The following is a 16,662-nucleotide window of genomic DNA, read 5'->3' as shown; positions in this document are numbered from 1 at the left end:
TATTCAACTATTCAAACCTTTTCAATAGTCTTTCCTTCTTTAGTTTTGGTAAAATGCAAGATAGACAAAATAGCTGCTGAAGCAGCTCCCTGCCGGTTATAATGAACTCCTTCGTATTCGAGTAGTTTTCACAAACGATGTAAAAAGTTTCTTTTTTATATGACAAAAAGTACAATTGAAAACGTAGAAAATGGAAAAGGAGTTTTAAATGATGAGTGATTTTCAAACGAATTTAGAAAAATATGCAGAACTTGCCGTAAAAGTCGGCGTAAACATCCAACAAGATCAAACCTTGGTCGTAAACACAACATTAGAGGGTGCTGACCTTGTGCGTCTAATTGTAAAAAAGGCATATGAAAACGGTGCGCGCAATGTCATCGTTAATTGGAATGACGATATCGTTTCACGTACCAAATATGAATTGGCTCCGGATGAGGTGTTCCACGAATATCCAAAGTGGCGCGCAGAGGAAACGATTGAACTCGCAGAAAACGGAGCTGCTTATCTATCCGTCATCTCCTCCAGCCCTGACTTACTAAAAGGTGTAAAGCCTGAAAGGATTGCCAACTACCAAAAAGCATCCGGGACAGCACTGAAGAAGTGGCGTCAGTATATGCAATCCGATAAAGTGAGCTGGTCCATAGTTGCCGTCCCTTCAAAGGCTTGGGCTGATAAAGTATTCCCTGAAGAAGCAGAAGGAAAACGTGTTGATCTGCTATGGGAAGCCATTTTCAAAGCAGTTCGTGTTGATGTGAAATATCCTGTGGAAGCCTGGAAAAAACACGATGATACCCTGCATGAAAAGGTTGATTATTTAAATGATAAGCATTACCAAAAATTGCACTATACGGCTCCTGGAACCGATCTGACAATCGAATTACCCGACAAACATCTTTGGGTCGGGGCAGGAAGCGTTAACGTACAGGGGCATGAATTCATGGCTAATATGCCAACCGAAGAAGTGTTTACAGTTCCATTGAAAACAGGCGTTAACGGTACCGTTTCCAGTACAAAACCCCTTAGTTACGGCGGAAACATCATCAATAATTTTTCCGTGACGTTTAAGGAAGGACGGATCATTGAAGTAAAAGCAGAAGAAGGGGAAGAAATCCTAAAGCAATTGGTTGAAACGGATGAAGGTTCACACTACCTTGGTGAAGTCGCGCTTGTTCCATTCAACTCACCGATTTCCCAATCGAATGTTTTATTCTTCAACACATTATTTGATGAAAATGCATCAAACCATCTCGCTATCGGCAGCTCCTATGCTTTCTGTATTGAAGGCGGAAAAAACATGAGTCCAGAAGAACTTGCAGAAAATGGACTGAATGAAAGCCTTACACATGTCGATTTCATGATTGGATCGGAGAAAATGAACATCGACGGCATCAAACAGGACGGCACTTCAGAACCTGTCTTCCGTAATGGGGATTGGGCGTTTTAATTAACCGGCCTTAAGACCCGTCCATCACTTGAAAATCTTCAGCCACGTGATTTCTGCTGTACCTGGGAACATGTGGCTGTTTTTTCATGCCCAAAAAGGGAGACAAGCCCGTAGTAATATCGACTCCTTGCTTTCGAGTAAGTTCATTCACTATAACTTGGCCTGCCCCCGCTTAATCCCATATTGTGACATCCACTCCTTGTTCATCCTAAAACATGACCCATTAACTTTCTCTATACAACACTCAATATAATTAGGCTCATTGCCATATGCATAGTCTGTTTTTTATACGCAATATATCATTGGAATATGTTGAACACATCTTTCATTGCCAAATATGTTATACTATTATTAAAGAGGGTGGCTAAATTGAAAAGCAATAAGTATAATACTGGTGAAACAGTAACCATTCAGGATACTAATGAATCAGTAACCATTAATAAATGGGCATATGTAAAAAACATGAAGAGATATTCTTATACTGTTAAAGAACATCCGACTACTTTTTTCTTTGAAGAAGAATTAAAAAAAGCTTAATGACAAGTCACTAAAAACCTACTCAGTCAGAGTGGGATTTTTTTTTGCTTTCATTTTATAGCACAATAAAAAACAGACTCCCATCGAGGAAGTCTGTTCATATAGGTTACGATTTAATTTTAAAATTAAGCTTTTTGAACGTTAGCAGCTTGAGCTCCACGTGCACCTTGCTCAACTTCGAAAGTTACTTTTTGACCTTCGTCTAAAGATTTGAAGCCTTCGCTTTGGATAGCTGAGAAATGTACGAATACATCGTCTCCGTTTTCGCGTTCGATAAATCCAAAACCTTTTTCTGCATTAAACCATTTAACTGTACCTTGTTCCATTGTTGTTGCCTCCTAGTGCATAACACACATTGTATTACTATTTTTAATCATTTGGAAAATAACGAGTATCCTCTTCCACAACCAAAAACAATTCTTTATTAGATTAACATGAATTGATGCAGATAGCAAATTTTCCAGTGATTATTTAAAGATGGTCCACATTCTTTTTGCCTTCTTATTTTCTTTATTTATCCAATTTAATGATTCAGATAGTAATTAATGGGTATATCAGAGTAATAAGAAACAGTACGATTTTCACTTAAAGAATTATCAACAAGGAGGTCACTCAATGAAATATTACAAAGTTTCTAATAGCGGATTTGACAGTAAGGTTATTGTAGCCTATAGCGGGTATGAGGCACTCGGGTATTATTTAATGGAAATTGATGATCAACTTGGTTTTGTTGATGATATAGATGTAGAAGAAGTGGATGCTGATGATCGAGTCGAGATTTCCTATACCGGTTATCCCGTTTATAAGACACTTAAGGAGCTATATCAAGAGAAAGATTTTTGGCAAGTTCCTAATGTTGTCGTGGAAGTCGAATAATGAAAGCACCCCACCTTTTAGAGAATTCGAAGTTACCTCCCAATCAACCCGGTCAAATAGTATTTGGTAATTGCCAGATATTCACGGGTATATGATTTCAACAGTGACACTTTTGGTGTCTTTGCCGGCAATCCCTTCATATCCAAGCCTTCTTTTTTTGCTATTTCGACTGCCCGGTAGATATGAAAGTCATTGCTAACGATTAACCCTGAAGTTGCTGTATCAGGAATGAGTTCTTTTGAGAAAACAATATTTTCGTGAGTTGTTGTAGATTTGTCTTCCATCATGATGCGTGCTTCTTCAATTCCTTGGGCGATTAGCCCCTGTTGCATTGCTTTTGCTTCCGATATATCTTCACCCGGTCCTTTGCCGCTAGATACAATGACCACTGTATGTTTATTCGCCGATAAATATTCTGCAGCTTTATCAATCCTGTATTGTAAGGATAATGATGGAACCGAACCTTTGACCCTTGCTCCAAGAATCATGAGGTAATCGGCATTCTCCGGAATTTGCTGGCGAATGCTTTCCTGAATTTTCATGTGCAAAAATCCAAAATACCCCAGTACCGCAATGACACTTATTACACAAAAAAGTTTCATCGTCCTTTTCAAAATTTTTCCCCGCTTCATATTCTTATCCAATTCCACTAACTCCTATATAACTAAGATCGAAGAGAGGGAAATCATGAAAGACTTCCCTCTCTTCTCAATCGACAGTTTATTCTGCGACCATATCATCATATATCATTTTCCCAATTTTACTGATTACTTGACGGCTTTCTTCCTCTGATTTCATATCTTCAGTAAGAACTGCAGCATAAACAGTTTGTGTTTCTGAACGAATGATTGCACAATCATGGGCAACTCCCCGAATTCCGCCCGTTTTGCTTGCGACCTTGACTCCTCTGCCCATCAGCGATGGAAGTTTATCCCTTAATTGTTGGTTGTCAAATACATGCAATATTTTTTCCCGGCTTTCTTTCGTTAAAAAGTTGCCTGTATGTATGGCTTTTAAGCAGGTAATCGTATCTTCTGCCGATATGGTATTGTCGCGCCCTTCTTTTAATGCCTTAAAATCCTGCATTTTTCGTTCAAGGACAGTATTTTTCAAACCAAGTTCCTTGATGCATTGATTGATTTCTTCAAAGCCCAACAGGTTCATCATCATATTCGTGGATGTATTGTCGGAAACAGTTATCATCAATGTCAATAAATCCTCTACGGTCAAAAATACCTTATTCGATAAGACATGCAGGACCCCAGATCCCCCAGTCACTTCACTAGGCGGGATGGTCACTGGTTGGTTCAAATAGATTTTCTTTTGTTCACTTTGACGATAACCTTCGATGATCATTGGTATTTTGATCAAACTCGCTGATTGAAAGGATTCATTCTCGTGATATCCAATCGTGTCACCAAGACCATTTTCAATTTTATATGCGATTCTCCCATTAAATGTTTCAACTAATGCCAAGATATCATGTTCTATAGTTTGTATGGTCATCTATTCCCTGTTCCTCCCTTAGATATCATTTAAACCCCTATAAAAAACTCCCTTATACCCTAACTTATTCTACCATGTTAAAAGCAGTACAATCTTATTAGAAATTCCAAATTGAATAAATTTTTGTATAAAAAAAGAGCCTTCATACCGAAAGCTCCGAGTTTGTAGACAAAAGGGTTCCCAATCTGAATTTTTAAACAAAGTTGATTGGAACGGAGGGTACGAGACTCCTGCGGGAAAAGCACGTCCAAGGGAAACCCCACAGGCGCCACGAGCGCCGAGGAGGCTCCCGGACCGCCCGTGGAAAACGAGTGCCTGTAGTGGAAATCAACGTTCATATTTTACACTCCCTCAAAAAATTGTAGGCAATCTTAATTAATATTGAGTTTGTAGACAAAAGGGGGGCCCCATCTGAATTTTTAAACAAAGTTGATTGGAACGGAGGGTACGAGACTCCTGCGGGAAAAGCGCGTCCAAGGGAGACCCCGCAGGCGCGACGAGCGCCGAGGAGGCTCCCGGACCGCCCGCGGAAAGCGAGTGCCTGTAGTGGAAATCAACGTTCAAATTGTACAAGCCATAAAAATAGACAAACTCGATTTTAATCGAGTTTGTCTACAATCTGAGAGCCTTCATATTGAAGGCTCCTTTAATGCCTGTCATTCATCTAACTTTAACGGCACGGCCCTTCACTAATGGGAATCGTTTCTTCTCCGTGGTATCGACCTGTGTGATTTCACCATCATGTACGGTTATTAAAACCGATCCATATTGCAGATCTTCCAACCTTGAAATGATATGCCTGATTTTCAATTCTTCTTTCTTTTCCATAATATCTCCCCTTCACTACTGGTAATAAAGCTTCGTTTCATGCCTAATGTTAAAAAGGTTCGCACGACAAGCACATGTGCACTTCCCACTTTCAATGTGTTCTTGGGAACTTGGTTTACCTATCATATCCTCATCACTTAACTTTCCGTATAAGAATAACCAGTTAATAGGAACTCCATATTCCCTCCCTTCCCTATAAAAAATAAAAGGCACCCGCCATCTAACAGATTAGATGTAAGGGTGCCTTTAGTTGACTAATCGGCAATATTCAGGAATGGCAAATGTTATAGAAAAATACGATTTAATGTGTCAAACCGTATTATTCTTACCAACTAACTTGGTATTTACTAATATAATCCAATTTTATCCTTTTGTCAATCCTGTGTTTAAATTTTCTGATTAGTCCGCCTTTTACATTTTACTTATTTACCACTTTACCAAACTAAACTATTTGAGATATACTATTTTAGTATAAGTTGTCGGTATTAACACACACTTTGTATTTAAGAAAGGTTCGATATAAATGGTAAATAAAAAATGGGGTTTATTGATTTTGACCACTTTCGTAATTGGAAATATGGTCGGCGGCGGAATTTTCATGCTCCCTGCTCAATTAGCACAGGTATCCAGTCCGTTAGGGGCCACATTTGCATGGATCGTTACTGGACTTGGAGTTTTTCTAATTGCTTTGGTGTTTGGTAACCTGGCAGTCCGGAAACCTGATTTGAAGGCTGGACCGCAAAGTTATGCCCAATCATTATTTAAATCTCCTGTTAAAGGAAGAGTTTCAGGGTATAGCATGGCTTGGGGGTATTGGGCTGCGAATTGGGCTGCGACAGCTTCTGTCATCATTTCATTTGCTGGTTATCTATCAACGTTTTTCCCTGTGATGCATAGTCCAAAAGTGATTTATACAGCGGGTTCGTTTCAACTTGAACTAGGTAAAGCATTAACGTTTGCGGTATGTTCCGCTGCCCTTTGGGGGATTCAAGCAATCTTGGTAAGAAGTTTTAACAGTGCTGGGAAAATGAATCTTTTTGCTACAGTTACCAAAGTGCTTGGATTCTTATTTTTCATCATTATCACGATATTCATCTTCGATACTTCCAATCTAGGAAACGGAGCTGAATTTTATGATAAGGCGGGAACTGCAATCTCTTTAGGAGATCAAGTGAACGCTGCTGCCATTTCAACATTATGGGCCTTCATCGGTATCGAAGCTGCCGTCATGCTTTCAAACCGTGCCAAGTCACAAAATGATGTAAAGAAAGCGACGATTCTTGGTTTACTTATCGCTGTTGCCATTTATATCGGCATTACTTTATTGACGATGGGTGCCATATCACAAGACGAGTTGAAAATATCACAAAAACCGCTTGTTGACGCACTACAAGCAGTAGTTGGTTCAAGCGGCACGTATATAATGGCTGCTCTTGCCGTCATTTCCTTATTGGGATCGACGATCGGATGGATTGTCGTTGCCTCGGAAGTTCCTTACCAGGCAGCGAAATCGGACTTGTTCCCGGCCTATTTTGCGAAAGCAAACAAAAATGGCACACCTGTCCGTTCTATGACTATAACAAATATCATGACACAGATATTCTTATTCTCCACTATTTCAGGTACGATTTTGGAGGCTTATAAATTTTCGATGATCGTCGCTACACTTGCTTACTTGATCCCGTACCTTGCATCCGTTCTGTATCAATTGAAACTGGTGATGACCGGGGAAACCTATGACATCATGAAAGGCTCAAGGATACGTGATGGCATTATTACAATCTTGGCGTTAATCTACTCGATCTGGGTCATCAAGACAGGTACAGCCGATATGAATACATTCATACTTGGCATTGCCTTATATGTATTCGGAATCATCCTATACCCACTCTGGATGAGAAAAAAAGCATAACCTTAAACACCTAGGCATTTTTAAATGCCTAGGTGTTTTTTATATTTCTTTCACAATCAATCTGGTTTTCAGCTGTACCGTTTCCCCTGAGCATAACTCCCTCAATCCAGTCAATTTTGCAGGCAAATCCAAATTAGGAGCATTCGTTACCCAAGTATATGGTTCAGGACAAACGAACCCCTCCTGATTGAACAATACCCAAAACTTAAAATGTTGATCGCCTTGATAAATGACTTGTATGCCAGCCTCTTGATCAGTGAGAAAGCACTCGTTTTCCGGATTTCTTTCCTTATCATAGCCAAATAAGTCATCAAATTGCCGGCCGTCCAAGCTAATACCGTTTTGGATTTCCAATGTATTGGCCGTTTCATGAATTACACCTGTGGGCAATGATCTTTCATTCAACTCCCAATGTTTATTGACGGGAAGGGATATTCTGCAATCCTCCCATTTACTCACTGCTCCAAATGGAAAATTGAATACAGTATGATAACCTGCTCCCCACGGAAAAGGTTCAATGCCTTTGTTGGTGATTTCCAATTGTATTTCCAATGTTTCAGCCCTTAAAGATAAAGACATATTCACAGTGATATCTTGTGGAAAGCTATCTTTTAGATCAAATTCACTGCTTGAAAATTCAGTATTAATGACGATTTCTTTCCCGTTCACTTCCTTTTTGCACACTTGCCAAGGCTTGTCATGCAAAAAACCATGTATATGATTGAATTTTCCCCTTTCATTGACCGGAAACTTATACACAGTCCCCTTATATGTAAATTGACCATCTTCAATTCGATTAGGAGGAAACAGGATAGGCATTCCGTATAAAATAGGAGCCTTTTTATATTCTTCCAGACTAACTGGAGTTCGCAGCACCTCAATATCCTTATGCTTGTACTTAAACGAAAGCAGATTGCTTCCTAAAGATGGCGCAAGTATCGCTTCCACTTTTTCATTGCCGAACTTTATGGCCTTTTCATTTAAAAAAGTGATATCTTCTATGTACCCTTTCACTTATTCTCCTCCTTTGACTTGAACATATATCCATCCTACTTCCACGGACCATTTTTTGCAACAAATGGAAAATATATTTCGTCCTTAATCTTTCTAAGTTTGAAATTATGTGTAATCGAGGATTTTGCTTAATTTGCTTTGCTATTTTTCTATTTTTCTTTTATCCTTTTCCTTCTCCCGGACGAATTGTAACTTTTTAAATAAAAAAGGATGCCGTAACGGCATCCTTTTTTACTTATCTATTACTTTCACTTACCAAAGCCACTATACCTTCATCATCATCCAAAACAAGTTCAATACCTGAGTATGGATCTTTATTCATATATTCATCCAGCCATAAACGAAGCGCTTCTATCAAGTTGATGGTGATTAACACTTGTTTCCGGCCATCGACAAACGTTTCCGCCGAAAAGCCATAATCATCATCATACATTAACTCCACTTCCACCTCATTAGGTTGTACCTGCTTTTTACGGGCAATGTAAACACAAACCGCATTGATGATATCTTGTTCGGAAATTTTTAGCCTCTCCATGGGTTTGGATCTTCTTTCTTCTTCTTATCTTTGAAATATGTGAATATTTTACGGATTACAACGATTAATACTACAATCGCCATCACGTTGATTAATAGACCAAGTATAGAACCAAGCATTCCCATATTGGCAAATAGGCTACCAAAAAGTAAACCTGCCAATCCTCCTAGCATAAGTCCTTTCATTAAGCCGCCTTTTGCGAATGTGTTTCCACTCTTGGCTTTATTGGCAGTAGTGGCATCGGATTTCTTCGTTTCTTTATTTTGGAAATTCGAATTATTATTGTTGTTGCTGTTAAAGCTTCTTTTTCCGGACTTGTAACCCCTTGCATCGACTGACTCCGTATGATCCTGGAATACATACGTGCCGACTGGCGAGAATGCTAGTGTAATTGTAAGTAATGCAGCCATAAATTTTTTCATCATGTTTTTTTGCCTCCGTTTAATAGTATGGAATGTTGTTTCATTATATCTTTTCCCAGATTAACTGAAAGTCCACATCACCTATCCTTGTTTTATCTTATAGTATTTACGTTGAAATTCAAAATAAGTTTCATTTTTTTTTGATTTTTTTCAAAAAAATAAGCAGGGGCATTTTCTCCCCTGCTTATTATTGAACTATTAGTTTACACGAACGACACGGCCGTTGAACTTACTTGCCCAATATCCGCTATCCATATTGGCAATTGCAACACCTGTTGAACTTTGGGAACCGATAAATTTGCCGCCGCCGACATAAATACCGACATGCCCATCAGTTTTATAGGTATTGAAGAATACTAAATCTCCAGGTTGTTTTTGACTGCTAGATACTTGACGTCCTGCACCTTTCAATGCATCCGTACTGGCTGGAAGGTTCACACCAGCTTGTTTATAAGCCCATGCAACGAATCCTGAACAATCGAAAAGACCGTTAGCGATATCGGATGCCGTTCTTCCGCCACCAAATTTATACGTGGAGTTACCGATATATTTATAACCTGCTGTAATGGCAGAGCCTGTATTTGCACTGCTTGGCTTACTTGATGCTTCAGTTTTACTTGCTGCAGGTTTAGCTGCAGAACTGTTTTTAGAAGAATTTGAAGATGATTCAGCTTTAGACGAATTTTTTGCCGAAGCCTCTCCTTTAGACGAACTTGATGATTCTTCGCTAGAAGAACTTGATGATCCTTCACTGGAAGAACTTGATGATTCTTCACTGGAAGCATTTGAAGAATTCACTTCTTCAGCAGCACGGTCAAGATCTGCTTTTTCCGATGCTTTACGTTCTTCCTCTTTTTTGATATTTTCACGAATGGAAGCTATTTGTGCTTCTAGACCAGCATCTTTATTCTCTAAAGATTGTTTAAGCGCCTCTGTTTCAGATTCTTTCTTTTCGATCTTAGCCTTCATATTGACAGTTTCAGCTTTTTGATCTTCAATTTGCGATTGCATGCCTTTAAGCTCTACTTCCATATCCTTAAGGCTTTGCAATTTCTTCTCAACGGTCGCTTGTTTTTTCTCTAAGTCAGCTTTATCCGCTTCCTGCTCGCTAAGAATCTGTTGGTCAGCTTCCACGATAGTGGCTACCGCCCCAACACGATTAACGAATTCACCAAAGCTTTTAGAACCTAAAACAACTTCCAGGTACTCAACGTCCCCGCCGCTCTCTTGGAAAGAAAGTGCGCGCTCTTTCAAGACTTCCTCGCGTTTTGCGATTCTTTCTTCCAACGCTTTAATTTCTTTCTTTAAAGATTCTATGTCTTTTTCGGTGTCTTTAATTTCTTGTTTAGTATCTTTGATTTTTTGATCATTTTCTTTCATTGCCGATTCGATCTGGGCAATATGGGCATTCATTTTCGATTGTTCTTTTTTCAATTGCTGAATAACTTGTTCTGCCTCTGAAATATCTGATTGTATTCCTGTACGTTGCGATTGAATATCCGTGATAGATTCAGCTTTTACAGACGGTATGGCAAAAGCGCTTCCTAATCCAAGCATAATTGTCGTGTTCAATACGATAAGTTTTTTCTTCAAACTCATTTCCCCTGCTTTCCTCCCCTTGCATTTCCATCGACCTACTTCTTTTTCTCTATGAAAAATGATTAGTCAAAATAAATTGCTGGGAACTCTTCTCTATTTTTTTTACTCTTTATGTAATCTTCTAAGGTTGAGATAATATTAAATACATTTCTTAAACTCTACTATGTTTTCATCTAAGTCGTAGTATATCATCAGATTTTGTCAAATACGTGATAACAATATTACAATTATATTTCAATTTTAACATTAAACATAAAGATTCGACTTTTTCACGTGATAAAACATCCAATATCTTACATAATCACCTTCAAATTTTGATGCAAGACTTTCTATCTAGTGTTTAGCACCAAGGGACCATGGACTATTGGCAGACAAAAACTTACCACCTGTGAATGCACGGTAGCCCTTTTGGAACAGATTACAGTTCATTTACCCTCCATACGGGAAGGTCCGCTGGCAGTCCCATAAAAAAAACCGCTCATCAGCGGTTTTTTCGACAATATTCGACCCACCCTTAAATTCCGGCCATAAAGTCGACAAAAACTTTCAATTCTTTCGGTCGGACGAATACCCTTTCCCCTTTGCTTATTTCCAGATTCATATATTGTTCCTTCGTCAGTTCGATTTCAAGCGGTTCGTTTGTATCCTGACGAATGACTTCTATCCGGACGATGGGGCCGATTGTATGGATGTGGTCAATTATGGATGCGATCGAATCCTTTTCCGCTGGTTCTCTTTCTATGATAAAGTTATGAGCCCTTACATAACCGGTGCCCGCTCCATCTTCACTGCCCGGGGCATTCATTTCTACATTGCCAGTAACCAATTTCCCTTTATGCACGTTGCCCTTGAATAAATTGACACTGCCTAGAAAATCATAAACAAAGGGATTTTCAGGGTGATCATATACTTCTTCCGGGGTTCCAATCTGTTCAATTTTCCCTTCATTCATGATTACGACCCGATCAGCAACATCCATCGCCTCTTCCTGATCATGTGTCACGAACACGCTCGTTACATTGAATTCGTCGTGAAGTCTTCTTAGCCAACGACGAAGTTCTTTGCGAACCTTGGCATCCAATGCACCGAATGGTTCATCAAGCAAAAGGATATTCGGTTCAACGGCAAGTGCCCTTGCCAATGCGACACGCTGGCGCTGGCCGCCTGATAATTGCGATGGATAACGATCTTTATATCCTTCCAACTTGACGAGCTGAAGCAATTCGGTAACCTTTTGTTCGATAACTTCTTTACTGGGCCTTGTTTTTCTGGGGCGAACCTTTAATCCATAGGCGATATTATCAAAAATCGTCATATTACGAAAAAGGGCATAATGCTGAAAGACGAAACCCACATTTCGATCTTTTACATGCTTATGCGTATAATTCTCTTCATTGAAGAGGATCTTTCCGCTCTCTGCCAGTTCAAGGCCCGCGATGATACGCAGTAATGACGTTTTTCCAGATCCGGAAGGGCCAAGCAGGGCTACGAGTTCACCGCTCTTTATTTCCAAATCGATGTTTTGGAGTGCTTGATAGGACCCGTAATATTTTGTAACATTTTCAATGATGATACTCATTTCATTCCTCCTAACTTGCTTTGGTCGATTTATAGTCCGTTTTCCATTCTATGAAGCTTTTAATGATCAACGTTATGATTGCAAAGATGGACATCAGGGATGCAACAGCAAAAGCGGCCGAAAATTGATATTCATTGTATAAGATTTCAATATGAAGCGGCATCGTATTGGTCATGCCCCGTATATGTCCCGATACGACCGATACAGCTCCAAACTCCCCAATTATTCTGGCATTACAAAGGATGATTCCATATAGAAGTCCCCATTTTATATTGGGAAGCGTCACATACCAAAATGTCTTGAACCCTCCCGCACCCAGCGTGAGTGAGGCCTCTTCTTCAGACGTCCCCTGACTTTGCATGAGCGGGATCAATTCGCGTGCAATGAATGGGAAGGTAATGAAAATGGAGGCGATGACAATCCCTGGTATTGAAAAGATCACTTTAATGTCAAAAGATTGCAGCAGTGGACCAAGTGCCCCATGTAAGCCGAACAGAAGGACAAAAATCAACCCGGCAATGACCGGTGATACGGAAAAAGGCAAATCTATCAATGTTATTAAGAAGTTTTTTCCCTTGAAATCATATTTTGTTATGGTCCAAGCGGCAACCACTCCAAATATGGCATTGAGCGGCAAGGTGATGAGGACAACGATCAATGTTAACTTAATCGCAGCCACGGCATCAGGATGGGCGATGGCCGCAAAATAAGCTTCGGCACCTTTTTCAAAGGCTTTTACAAAGATTGCGATTAATGGGACTACTAAAAACAAAGTGAGAAATAGCAATACAATGGAAATGAGGATCCACTGTATGGATTTAGGCTCTTTAGTTGCGTTTCTCGTAATAATGACTGGGTGATTCGCTTTTGCAACCACTGAATTATCATGTTCCATCATATCCCCCCTACTTCCCTGAATATCTTTTGCCGGTCCACCATTGTAAGATATTGATGGTGAACAAAATTATAAATGTAATAATGAGCATGACGGCTGCAACAGCTGTTGCACCTTCATAATCATACTGTTCAAGCTTTGTCATGATGATCAGCGGGGAAATTTCCGTTTTAAATGGCATATTTCCTGCAATGAAGACAACGGATCCATACTCTCCAAGTGCCCTCGCAAAAGAAAGGGCAAAACCCGTCAATATCGCAGGGATCAATACCGGGAAGATGATTTTAATGAATGTCTGCATTCGATTCGCCCCTAAAGAGGCAGATGCTTCTTCCATCCCTTTTTCGATATTTTCAAGCACCGGTTGAACCATCCGCACCACGAATGGCAGACCGATAAATATAAGGGCGATGATGATCCCTGCGGGAGTGAAAGCGACTTTAAAGCTGAAAAATTGCCCGATCCATCCGTTCGGTGAATACAAGGTGGTCAACGTAATCCCTGCAACGGCAGTCGGGAGGGCAAAAGGCAAATCAACCAGTCCATCGATGATCCTTTTGCCGGGAAACTCATAACGAGTAAGCACCCAGGCAATCAATACACCAAAAACTGCGTTAACAATGGCCGCAGTTAACGCTGTCAAGAAACTCAATTTATAAGAAGCGAGAACCCTCGGTTCAGTTATGGTCGCCCAAAAATCCTGGAACCCCATTGAAAATGTGTTTAGAAAAACCATCGATAACGGGATCAAAACGATGATGGTGAGATACAGCAGCGTAAAACCCATCGTCAATCCAAAACCGGGTATGGTCCTCTTTTTCGTCTGTTTACCTTCAGTCACTATATTCATCGCTTCGCCTCAACCCTTTTTCTGATTTATGAAGGAGAAGATGTTAAAGCCACACCTTCTCCTTCATGCTTACTGCTGTTGGTAAATCTCGTCAAATGTGCCACCATCATTAAAATGTGTTTCCTGGGCTTTTTTCCAACCGCCAAATGTATCATCAACAGTCACCATATCGATATTGGCAAATTGGTCTCCATATTCAGCGAGGTCCTTCTCATCCCTTGGACGATAGAAGTTTTTCGCGGCAATTTCCTGACCGGCATCCGTATACAGATATTTCAGGTAGGCTTCGGCCACTTCCTTTGTTCCTTTTTTCTCGACCACTTCATCGATAACAGCTACCGGTGGCTCTGCTAATATACTGATTGAAGGGTTGACGATTTCATATTTGTCATCACCGAATTCTTCCAGTGTTAAATAGGCTTCATTCTCCCAAGCGATCAGTACGTCACCGATTCCCCTTTCCACAAAAGTGGTCGTTGCACCGCGGGCCCCTGAATCCAGGACTTCAACATTCTGATAAAGTTTTTTCATGAAATCCTTCACTTTTGTTTCGTCATTATCGAAATTTTTCTCCGCATAAGCCCAGGCAGCCAGGTAATTCCACCTTGCCCCTCCGCTTGTCTTTGGGTTTGGCGTAATGACGGATACATTCTTTTTAGTCAGATCATCCCAATCTTTAATGCCTTTAGGGTTATCCTTTTTCACCAAAAACACAATCGTTGATGTATATGGTGTCGAGTTCTCCGGTAAACGTTTTTGCCAATCCTTCGCTAATAGGTTACTAGCTTCATAAATGGCATCAATATCATAAGCCAATGCCAATGTAACGACATCCGCCTCCAATCCGTCAATGACAGCCCTGCCCTGTTTACCAGATCCGCCATGTGATTGTTGTATCGTTACATCCTGACCTGATTCTTCTTTCCAGTGCTTCACGAACGCTTCATTGAATTCCTGGTACAATTCCCTTGTCGGATCATATGACACATTCAAAAGCTCTACTGACTTCGATGTTCCGTCCCCTTTCGTTTTTTCCGAGTTGCATCCAGCAAGTACACCGAAGGCTAAAATCAAACTTGTCAATAACATCAACTTTTTCATGAGCTTCCCCCTCTTTTTACAGCAAAAAAGGCATTCTATTTCCCTTCAATTATTTTTCGGGAGATAGTATGCCTTCAGTTCTCTGATCAGCAATTATTTTGATTTTTGTATATCCTTACCATAAAGCAAAGTTTACCAAGTTGTCAACTAGGTATTGCATGTCCCTTTAATTAAATTCATTCACATTTTGCAGGTTGAAAAATTCCCTAAACGAAAAGGGCTCGATCCACCGGGGAGATCGAACCCTTTTTAATACTTTGCCAACAATTATGAATTTGATGATTTTTGATAAAGCTTATTTTCCACGATATACTGATAACACTTATCGGGCAGTAAATATCGTGGTTCCCCGCCCATTGCAAATTCATCCCTTATATATGTAGAACTGATTTCCATGGAAAGGCCTTTATCAATAAGGTGAAATGTATTGCCATCATCATAATTCCTTAGCAATGGACTTTTGGATATGATTTTCAGCATATCGATTCCATTCCGAGCCATGACGATGAATTTATGATTGGCAATCAATTTTTCCCTGAATTTCCATCGTAAGTGTACCGGCAGCTCCTGATTATCAATATCTTCAAGTAAATCTGCACCCATTATGAAGTAAACTTCGTCTTTTGGAAATTGTGATTTAAAATATTCCATCGTATACCAAGTATATTGTTTACCCGTTCCGGCACGTTCATTCATTTCATAATCACTGACTTCGAATATCGGGTTGCCCCCTATTGCCAGCTCGAGCATTTGCCAACGGTGTTCATTGCTTGTTTTCATCTGTTTATCGATACGGCCATTTGCGCATGGTAAAAAAATCACCTTGTCCAGCTTAGCACGATGCGCAATGGTGGATGCTGTCCATAAATGCACATTCGTGACCGGATCGAAGGAAGATCCGTAAATCCCAATTTTGCCCATCCTATTATCCCCCTCATCAGCCTTTCTTTTTCACCACGGCCCTGACCGGGCTCCCGTCCCCTGCTTCCAATGCCAGCGGCAATGCAGCCAAATCGTACAGCCCAGGCTCCAGTCCATCAAGGACCAGCCCTTCGAGGATATGAATTCCACAGCCTGACAGTTTATTGTGGGCAGGCAATTCTTTGCTGTCGAGACAGTCGACTGAAGGTAAATCAAGCCCAAGGAGCCTAACCCCTTTATTTGCAAGGAAGGGAGCTAAATCTGGTTCAACCGGTGGAATCCATTCCGGAAAACGGCTAAGGTCCTTCCATTGACCTGTTGCCACCAACAACCGCCGGACCCCTGTCAATTCGATGCCTTCAAAAGCTTTAATGCCAATGCTTTCAGCTGCATCCACCTTTACTACGGTAGCAGTGCCAATATATAAATCAAGATCGAGTTCGATGATTTTTTTTCCATTCTCATCAAAATGATAGGGAGCATCAATATGAGTTCCTAAATGTGTACTCATCCGGATTTCCCCTACATTGACGGAAGACCCTTCAGCCATTGATGAATTCAGCCGATATGAATATTGCGTATCTCCTGGCCAGTATGGCGTATTTTCATTGAGGCGCTGAGAAATATCTAACCATTGATTCAT

At 40.3% G+C, this 16,662-nt stretch carries 18 protein-coding genes; 4 read left to right on the top strand and 14 right to left on the bottom strand.

Annotated features, from left to right (window positions below; translation table 11 throughout):
- Nucleotides 1-211 precede the first annotated feature (211 nt).
- Together MKX49_RS05070 and MKX49_RS05065 are read left to right on the top strand one after the other, a co-directional pair.
- Entirely contained in the window at nucleotides 212-1,444 is a 1,233-nt protein-coding gene (locus MKX49_RS05070; RefSeq protein WP_340875419.1) for an aminopeptidase, read from the top strand.
- 369 nt (nucleotides 1,445-1,813) lie between these two features.
- Nucleotides 1,814-1,981, top strand: a complete 168-nt coding sequence (locus tag MKX49_RS05065; protein ID WP_164855016.1) for a hypothetical protein — start codon at nucleotides 1,814-1,816, stop codon at nucleotides 1,979-1,981.
- A 125-nt stretch (nucleotides 1,982-2,106) separates the two neighbouring features.
- Here the strand turns inward: MKX49_RS05065 and cspC are convergent, their stop codons facing one another.
- The gene (gene cspC / locus MKX49_RS05060) at nucleotides 2,107-2,307 is read right to left on the bottom strand and encodes a cold shock protein CspC (RefSeq protein ID WP_034314312.1); all 201 of its coding nucleotides are present in this window, start codon (nucleotides 2,305-2,307) and stop codon (nucleotides 2,107-2,109) included.
- Between the two features lie 289 nt (nucleotides 2,308-2,596).
- Between cspC and MKX49_RS05055 the strand changes: the two genes are divergently transcribed.
- Nucleotides 2,597-2,857 carry a hypothetical protein gene (locus MKX49_RS05055; RefSeq protein WP_048687304.1) on the top strand — a complete coding sequence of 87 codons (261 nt, stop codon included), beginning with the start codon at nucleotides 2,597-2,599 and terminating at the stop codon, nucleotides 2,855-2,857.
- A gap of 32 nt (nucleotides 2,858-2,889) precedes the next feature.
- Here MKX49_RS05055 and MKX49_RS05050 read toward each other — a convergent pair whose 3' ends face one another.
- From MKX49_RS05050 to MKX49_RS05040, 3 genes are all read right to left on the bottom strand, one after another.
- Complete coding sequence (locus tag MKX49_RS05050) at nucleotides 2,890-3,489, bottom strand: YdcF family protein (protein ID WP_340878475.1); 600 nt, start codon at nucleotides 3,487-3,489, stop codon at nucleotides 2,890-2,892.
- An 88-nt stretch (nucleotides 3,490-3,577) separates the two neighbouring features.
- Nucleotides 3,578-4,363 carry a serine hydrolase gene (locus MKX49_RS05045; RefSeq protein ID WP_340875414.1) on the bottom strand — a complete coding sequence of 262 codons (786 nt, stop codon included), beginning with the start codon at nucleotides 4,361-4,363 and terminating at the stop codon, nucleotides 3,578-3,580.
- Nucleotides 4,364-5,023: 660 nt separating this feature from the next.
- The gene (locus MKX49_RS05040) at nucleotides 5,024-5,191 is read right to left on the bottom strand and encodes a YezD family protein (protein WP_251538764.1); all 168 of its coding nucleotides are present in this window, start codon (nucleotides 5,189-5,191) and stop codon (nucleotides 5,024-5,026) included.
- Nucleotides 5,192-5,714: 523 nt separating this feature from the next.
- Here MKX49_RS05040 and MKX49_RS05035 point away from each other — a divergent pair.
- The gene (locus tag MKX49_RS05035) at nucleotides 5,715-7,103 is read left to right on the top strand and encodes an amino acid permease (protein ID WP_323599119.1); all 1,389 of its coding nucleotides are present in this window, start codon (nucleotides 5,715-5,717) and stop codon (nucleotides 7,101-7,103) included.
- Nucleotides 7,104-7,142: 39 nt separating this feature from the next.
- On the opposite strand, the gene MKX49_RS05030 is transcribed toward MKX49_RS05035, so the two are convergent.
- The 10 genes from MKX49_RS05030 to kynB form a co-directional block, all read right to left on the bottom strand.
- Nucleotides 7,143-8,117 (bottom strand): aldose 1-epimerase, encoded by a 975-nt coding sequence (locus MKX49_RS05030; RefSeq protein ID WP_340875403.1) that lies wholly within the window; start codon nucleotides 8,115-8,117, stop codon nucleotides 7,143-7,145.
- Between the two features lie 235 nt (nucleotides 8,118-8,352).
- Complete coding sequence (locus MKX49_RS05025) at nucleotides 8,353-8,652, bottom strand: YxcD family protein (RefSeq protein WP_340875400.1); 300 nt, start codon at nucleotides 8,650-8,652, stop codon at nucleotides 8,353-8,355.
- Nucleotides 8,640-9,074, bottom strand: coding sequence for a hypothetical protein (locus tag MKX49_RS05020; RefSeq protein WP_340878474.1), 435 nt, complete (start codon nucleotides 9,072-9,074; stop codon nucleotides 8,640-8,642). The genes MKX49_RS05025 and MKX49_RS05020 overlap by 13 nt, the downstream gene beginning before the upstream one ends.
- A gap of 198 nt (nucleotides 9,075-9,272) precedes the next feature.
- Nucleotides 9,273-10,673 carry a C40 family peptidase gene (locus tag MKX49_RS05015; protein ID WP_340875397.1) on the bottom strand — a complete coding sequence of 467 codons (1,401 nt, stop codon included), beginning with the start codon at nucleotides 10,671-10,673 and terminating at the stop codon, nucleotides 9,273-9,275.
- 514 nt (nucleotides 10,674-11,187) lie between these two features.
- A complete protein-coding gene (locus MKX49_RS05010; protein ID WP_340875395.1) occupies nucleotides 11,188-12,252 on the bottom strand; it encodes a sulfate/molybdate ABC transporter ATP-binding protein in 1,065 nt (354 codons plus the stop codon).
- 10 nt (nucleotides 12,253-12,262) lie between these two features.
- A complete protein-coding gene (cysW, locus tag MKX49_RS05005; protein ID WP_340875393.1) occupies nucleotides 12,263-13,147 on the bottom strand; it encodes a sulfate ABC transporter permease subunit CysW in 885 nt (294 codons plus the stop codon).
- A 10-nt stretch (nucleotides 13,148-13,157) separates the two neighbouring features.
- Nucleotides 13,158-13,997, bottom strand: a complete 840-nt coding sequence (gene cysT / locus MKX49_RS05000) for a sulfate ABC transporter permease subunit CysT (protein WP_340875391.1) — start codon at nucleotides 13,995-13,997, stop codon at nucleotides 13,158-13,160.
- 69 nt (nucleotides 13,998-14,066) lie between these two features.
- The gene (locus MKX49_RS04995; protein WP_340875389.1) at nucleotides 14,067-15,098 is read right to left on the bottom strand and encodes a sulfate ABC transporter substrate-binding protein; all 1,032 of its coding nucleotides are present in this window, start codon (nucleotides 15,096-15,098) and stop codon (nucleotides 14,067-14,069) included.
- Between the two features lie 267 nt (nucleotides 15,099-15,365).
- Nucleotides 15,366-16,019 carry a nicotinate (nicotinamide) nucleotide adenylyltransferase gene (gene nadD / locus MKX49_RS04990; RefSeq protein ID WP_340875385.1) on the bottom strand — a complete coding sequence of 218 codons (654 nt, stop codon included), beginning with the start codon at nucleotides 16,017-16,019 and terminating at the stop codon, nucleotides 15,366-15,368.
- Between the two features lie 16 nt (nucleotides 16,020-16,035).
- Nucleotides 16,036-16,662, bottom strand: coding sequence for an arylformamidase (gene kynB, locus MKX49_RS04985; protein ID WP_048682948.1), 627 nt, complete (start codon nucleotides 16,660-16,662; stop codon nucleotides 16,036-16,038).

The organism is Peribacillus sp. FSL M8-0224 (assembly GCF_038003055.1).
Lineage (GTDB): Bacteria > Bacillota > Bacilli > Bacillales > DSM-1321 > Peribacillus > Peribacillus frigoritolerans.
The sequence above is the reverse complement of the archived record's forward strand: the minus strand, read 5'-3'. Positions and strand labels throughout refer to the sequence as shown.

Excerpts from the sequence above, each read along its gene's own strand:
- MKX49_RS05020 (WP_340878474.1), bottom strand. The coding sequence starts at position 9,074 with ATGAAAAAATTTATGGCTGCATTACTTACAATTACACTAGCATTCTCG.
- nadD (WP_340875385.1), bottom strand. The coding sequence starts at position 16,019 with ATGGGCAAAATTGGGATTTACGGATCTTCCTTCGATCCGGTCACGAAT.
- cysW (WP_340875393.1), bottom strand. The coding sequence starts at position 13,147 with ATGGAACATGATAATTCAGTGGTTGCAAAAGCGAATCACCCAGTCATT.
- kynB (WP_048682948.1), bottom strand. The coding sequence starts at position 16,662 with ATGAATCAATGGTTAGATATTTCTCAGCGCCTCAATGAAAATACGCCA.
- MKX49_RS05050 (WP_340878475.1), bottom strand. The coding sequence starts at position 3,489 with ATGAAGCGGGGAAAAATTTTGAAAAGGACGATGAAACTTTTTTGTGTA.
- MKX49_RS05035 (WP_323599119.1), top strand. The coding sequence starts at position 5,715 with ATGGTAAATAAAAAATGGGGTTTATTGATTTTGACCACTTTCGTAATT.
- MKX49_RS05055 (WP_048687304.1), top strand. The coding sequence starts at position 2,597 with ATGAAATATTACAAAGTTTCTAATAGCGGATTTGACAGTAAGGTTATT.
- MKX49_RS05015 (WP_340875397.1), bottom strand. The coding sequence starts at position 10,673 with ATGAGTTTGAAGAAAAAACTTATCGTATTGAACACGACAATTATGCTT.
- cspC (WP_034314312.1), bottom strand. The coding sequence starts at position 2,307 with ATGGAACAAGGTACAGTTAAATGGTTTAATGCAGAAAAAGGTTTTGGA.
- MKX49_RS05010 (WP_340875395.1), bottom strand. The coding sequence starts at position 12,252 with ATGAGTATCATCATTGAAAATGTTACAAAATATTACGGGTCCTATCAA.
- MKX49_RS05045 (WP_340875414.1), bottom strand. The coding sequence starts at position 4,363 with ATGACCATACAAACTATAGAACATGATATCTTGGCATTAGTTGAAACA.
- MKX49_RS05070 (WP_340875419.1), top strand. The coding sequence starts at position 212 with ATGAGTGATTTTCAAACGAATTTAGAAAAATATGCAGAACTTGCCGTA.
- cysT (WP_340875391.1), bottom strand. The coding sequence starts at position 13,997 with ATGAATATAGTGACTGAAGGTAAACAGACGAAAAAGAGGACCATACCC.
- MKX49_RS05025 (WP_340875400.1), bottom strand. The coding sequence starts at position 8,652 with ATGGAGAGGCTAAAAATTTCCGAACAAGATATCATCAATGCGGTTTGT.
- MKX49_RS04995 (WP_340875389.1), bottom strand. The coding sequence starts at position 15,098 with ATGAAAAAGTTGATGTTATTGACAAGTTTGATTTTAGCCTTCGGTGTA.
- MKX49_RS05040 (WP_251538764.1), bottom strand. The coding sequence starts at position 5,191 with ATGGAAAAGAAAGAAGAATTGAAAATCAGGCATATCATTTCAAGGTTG.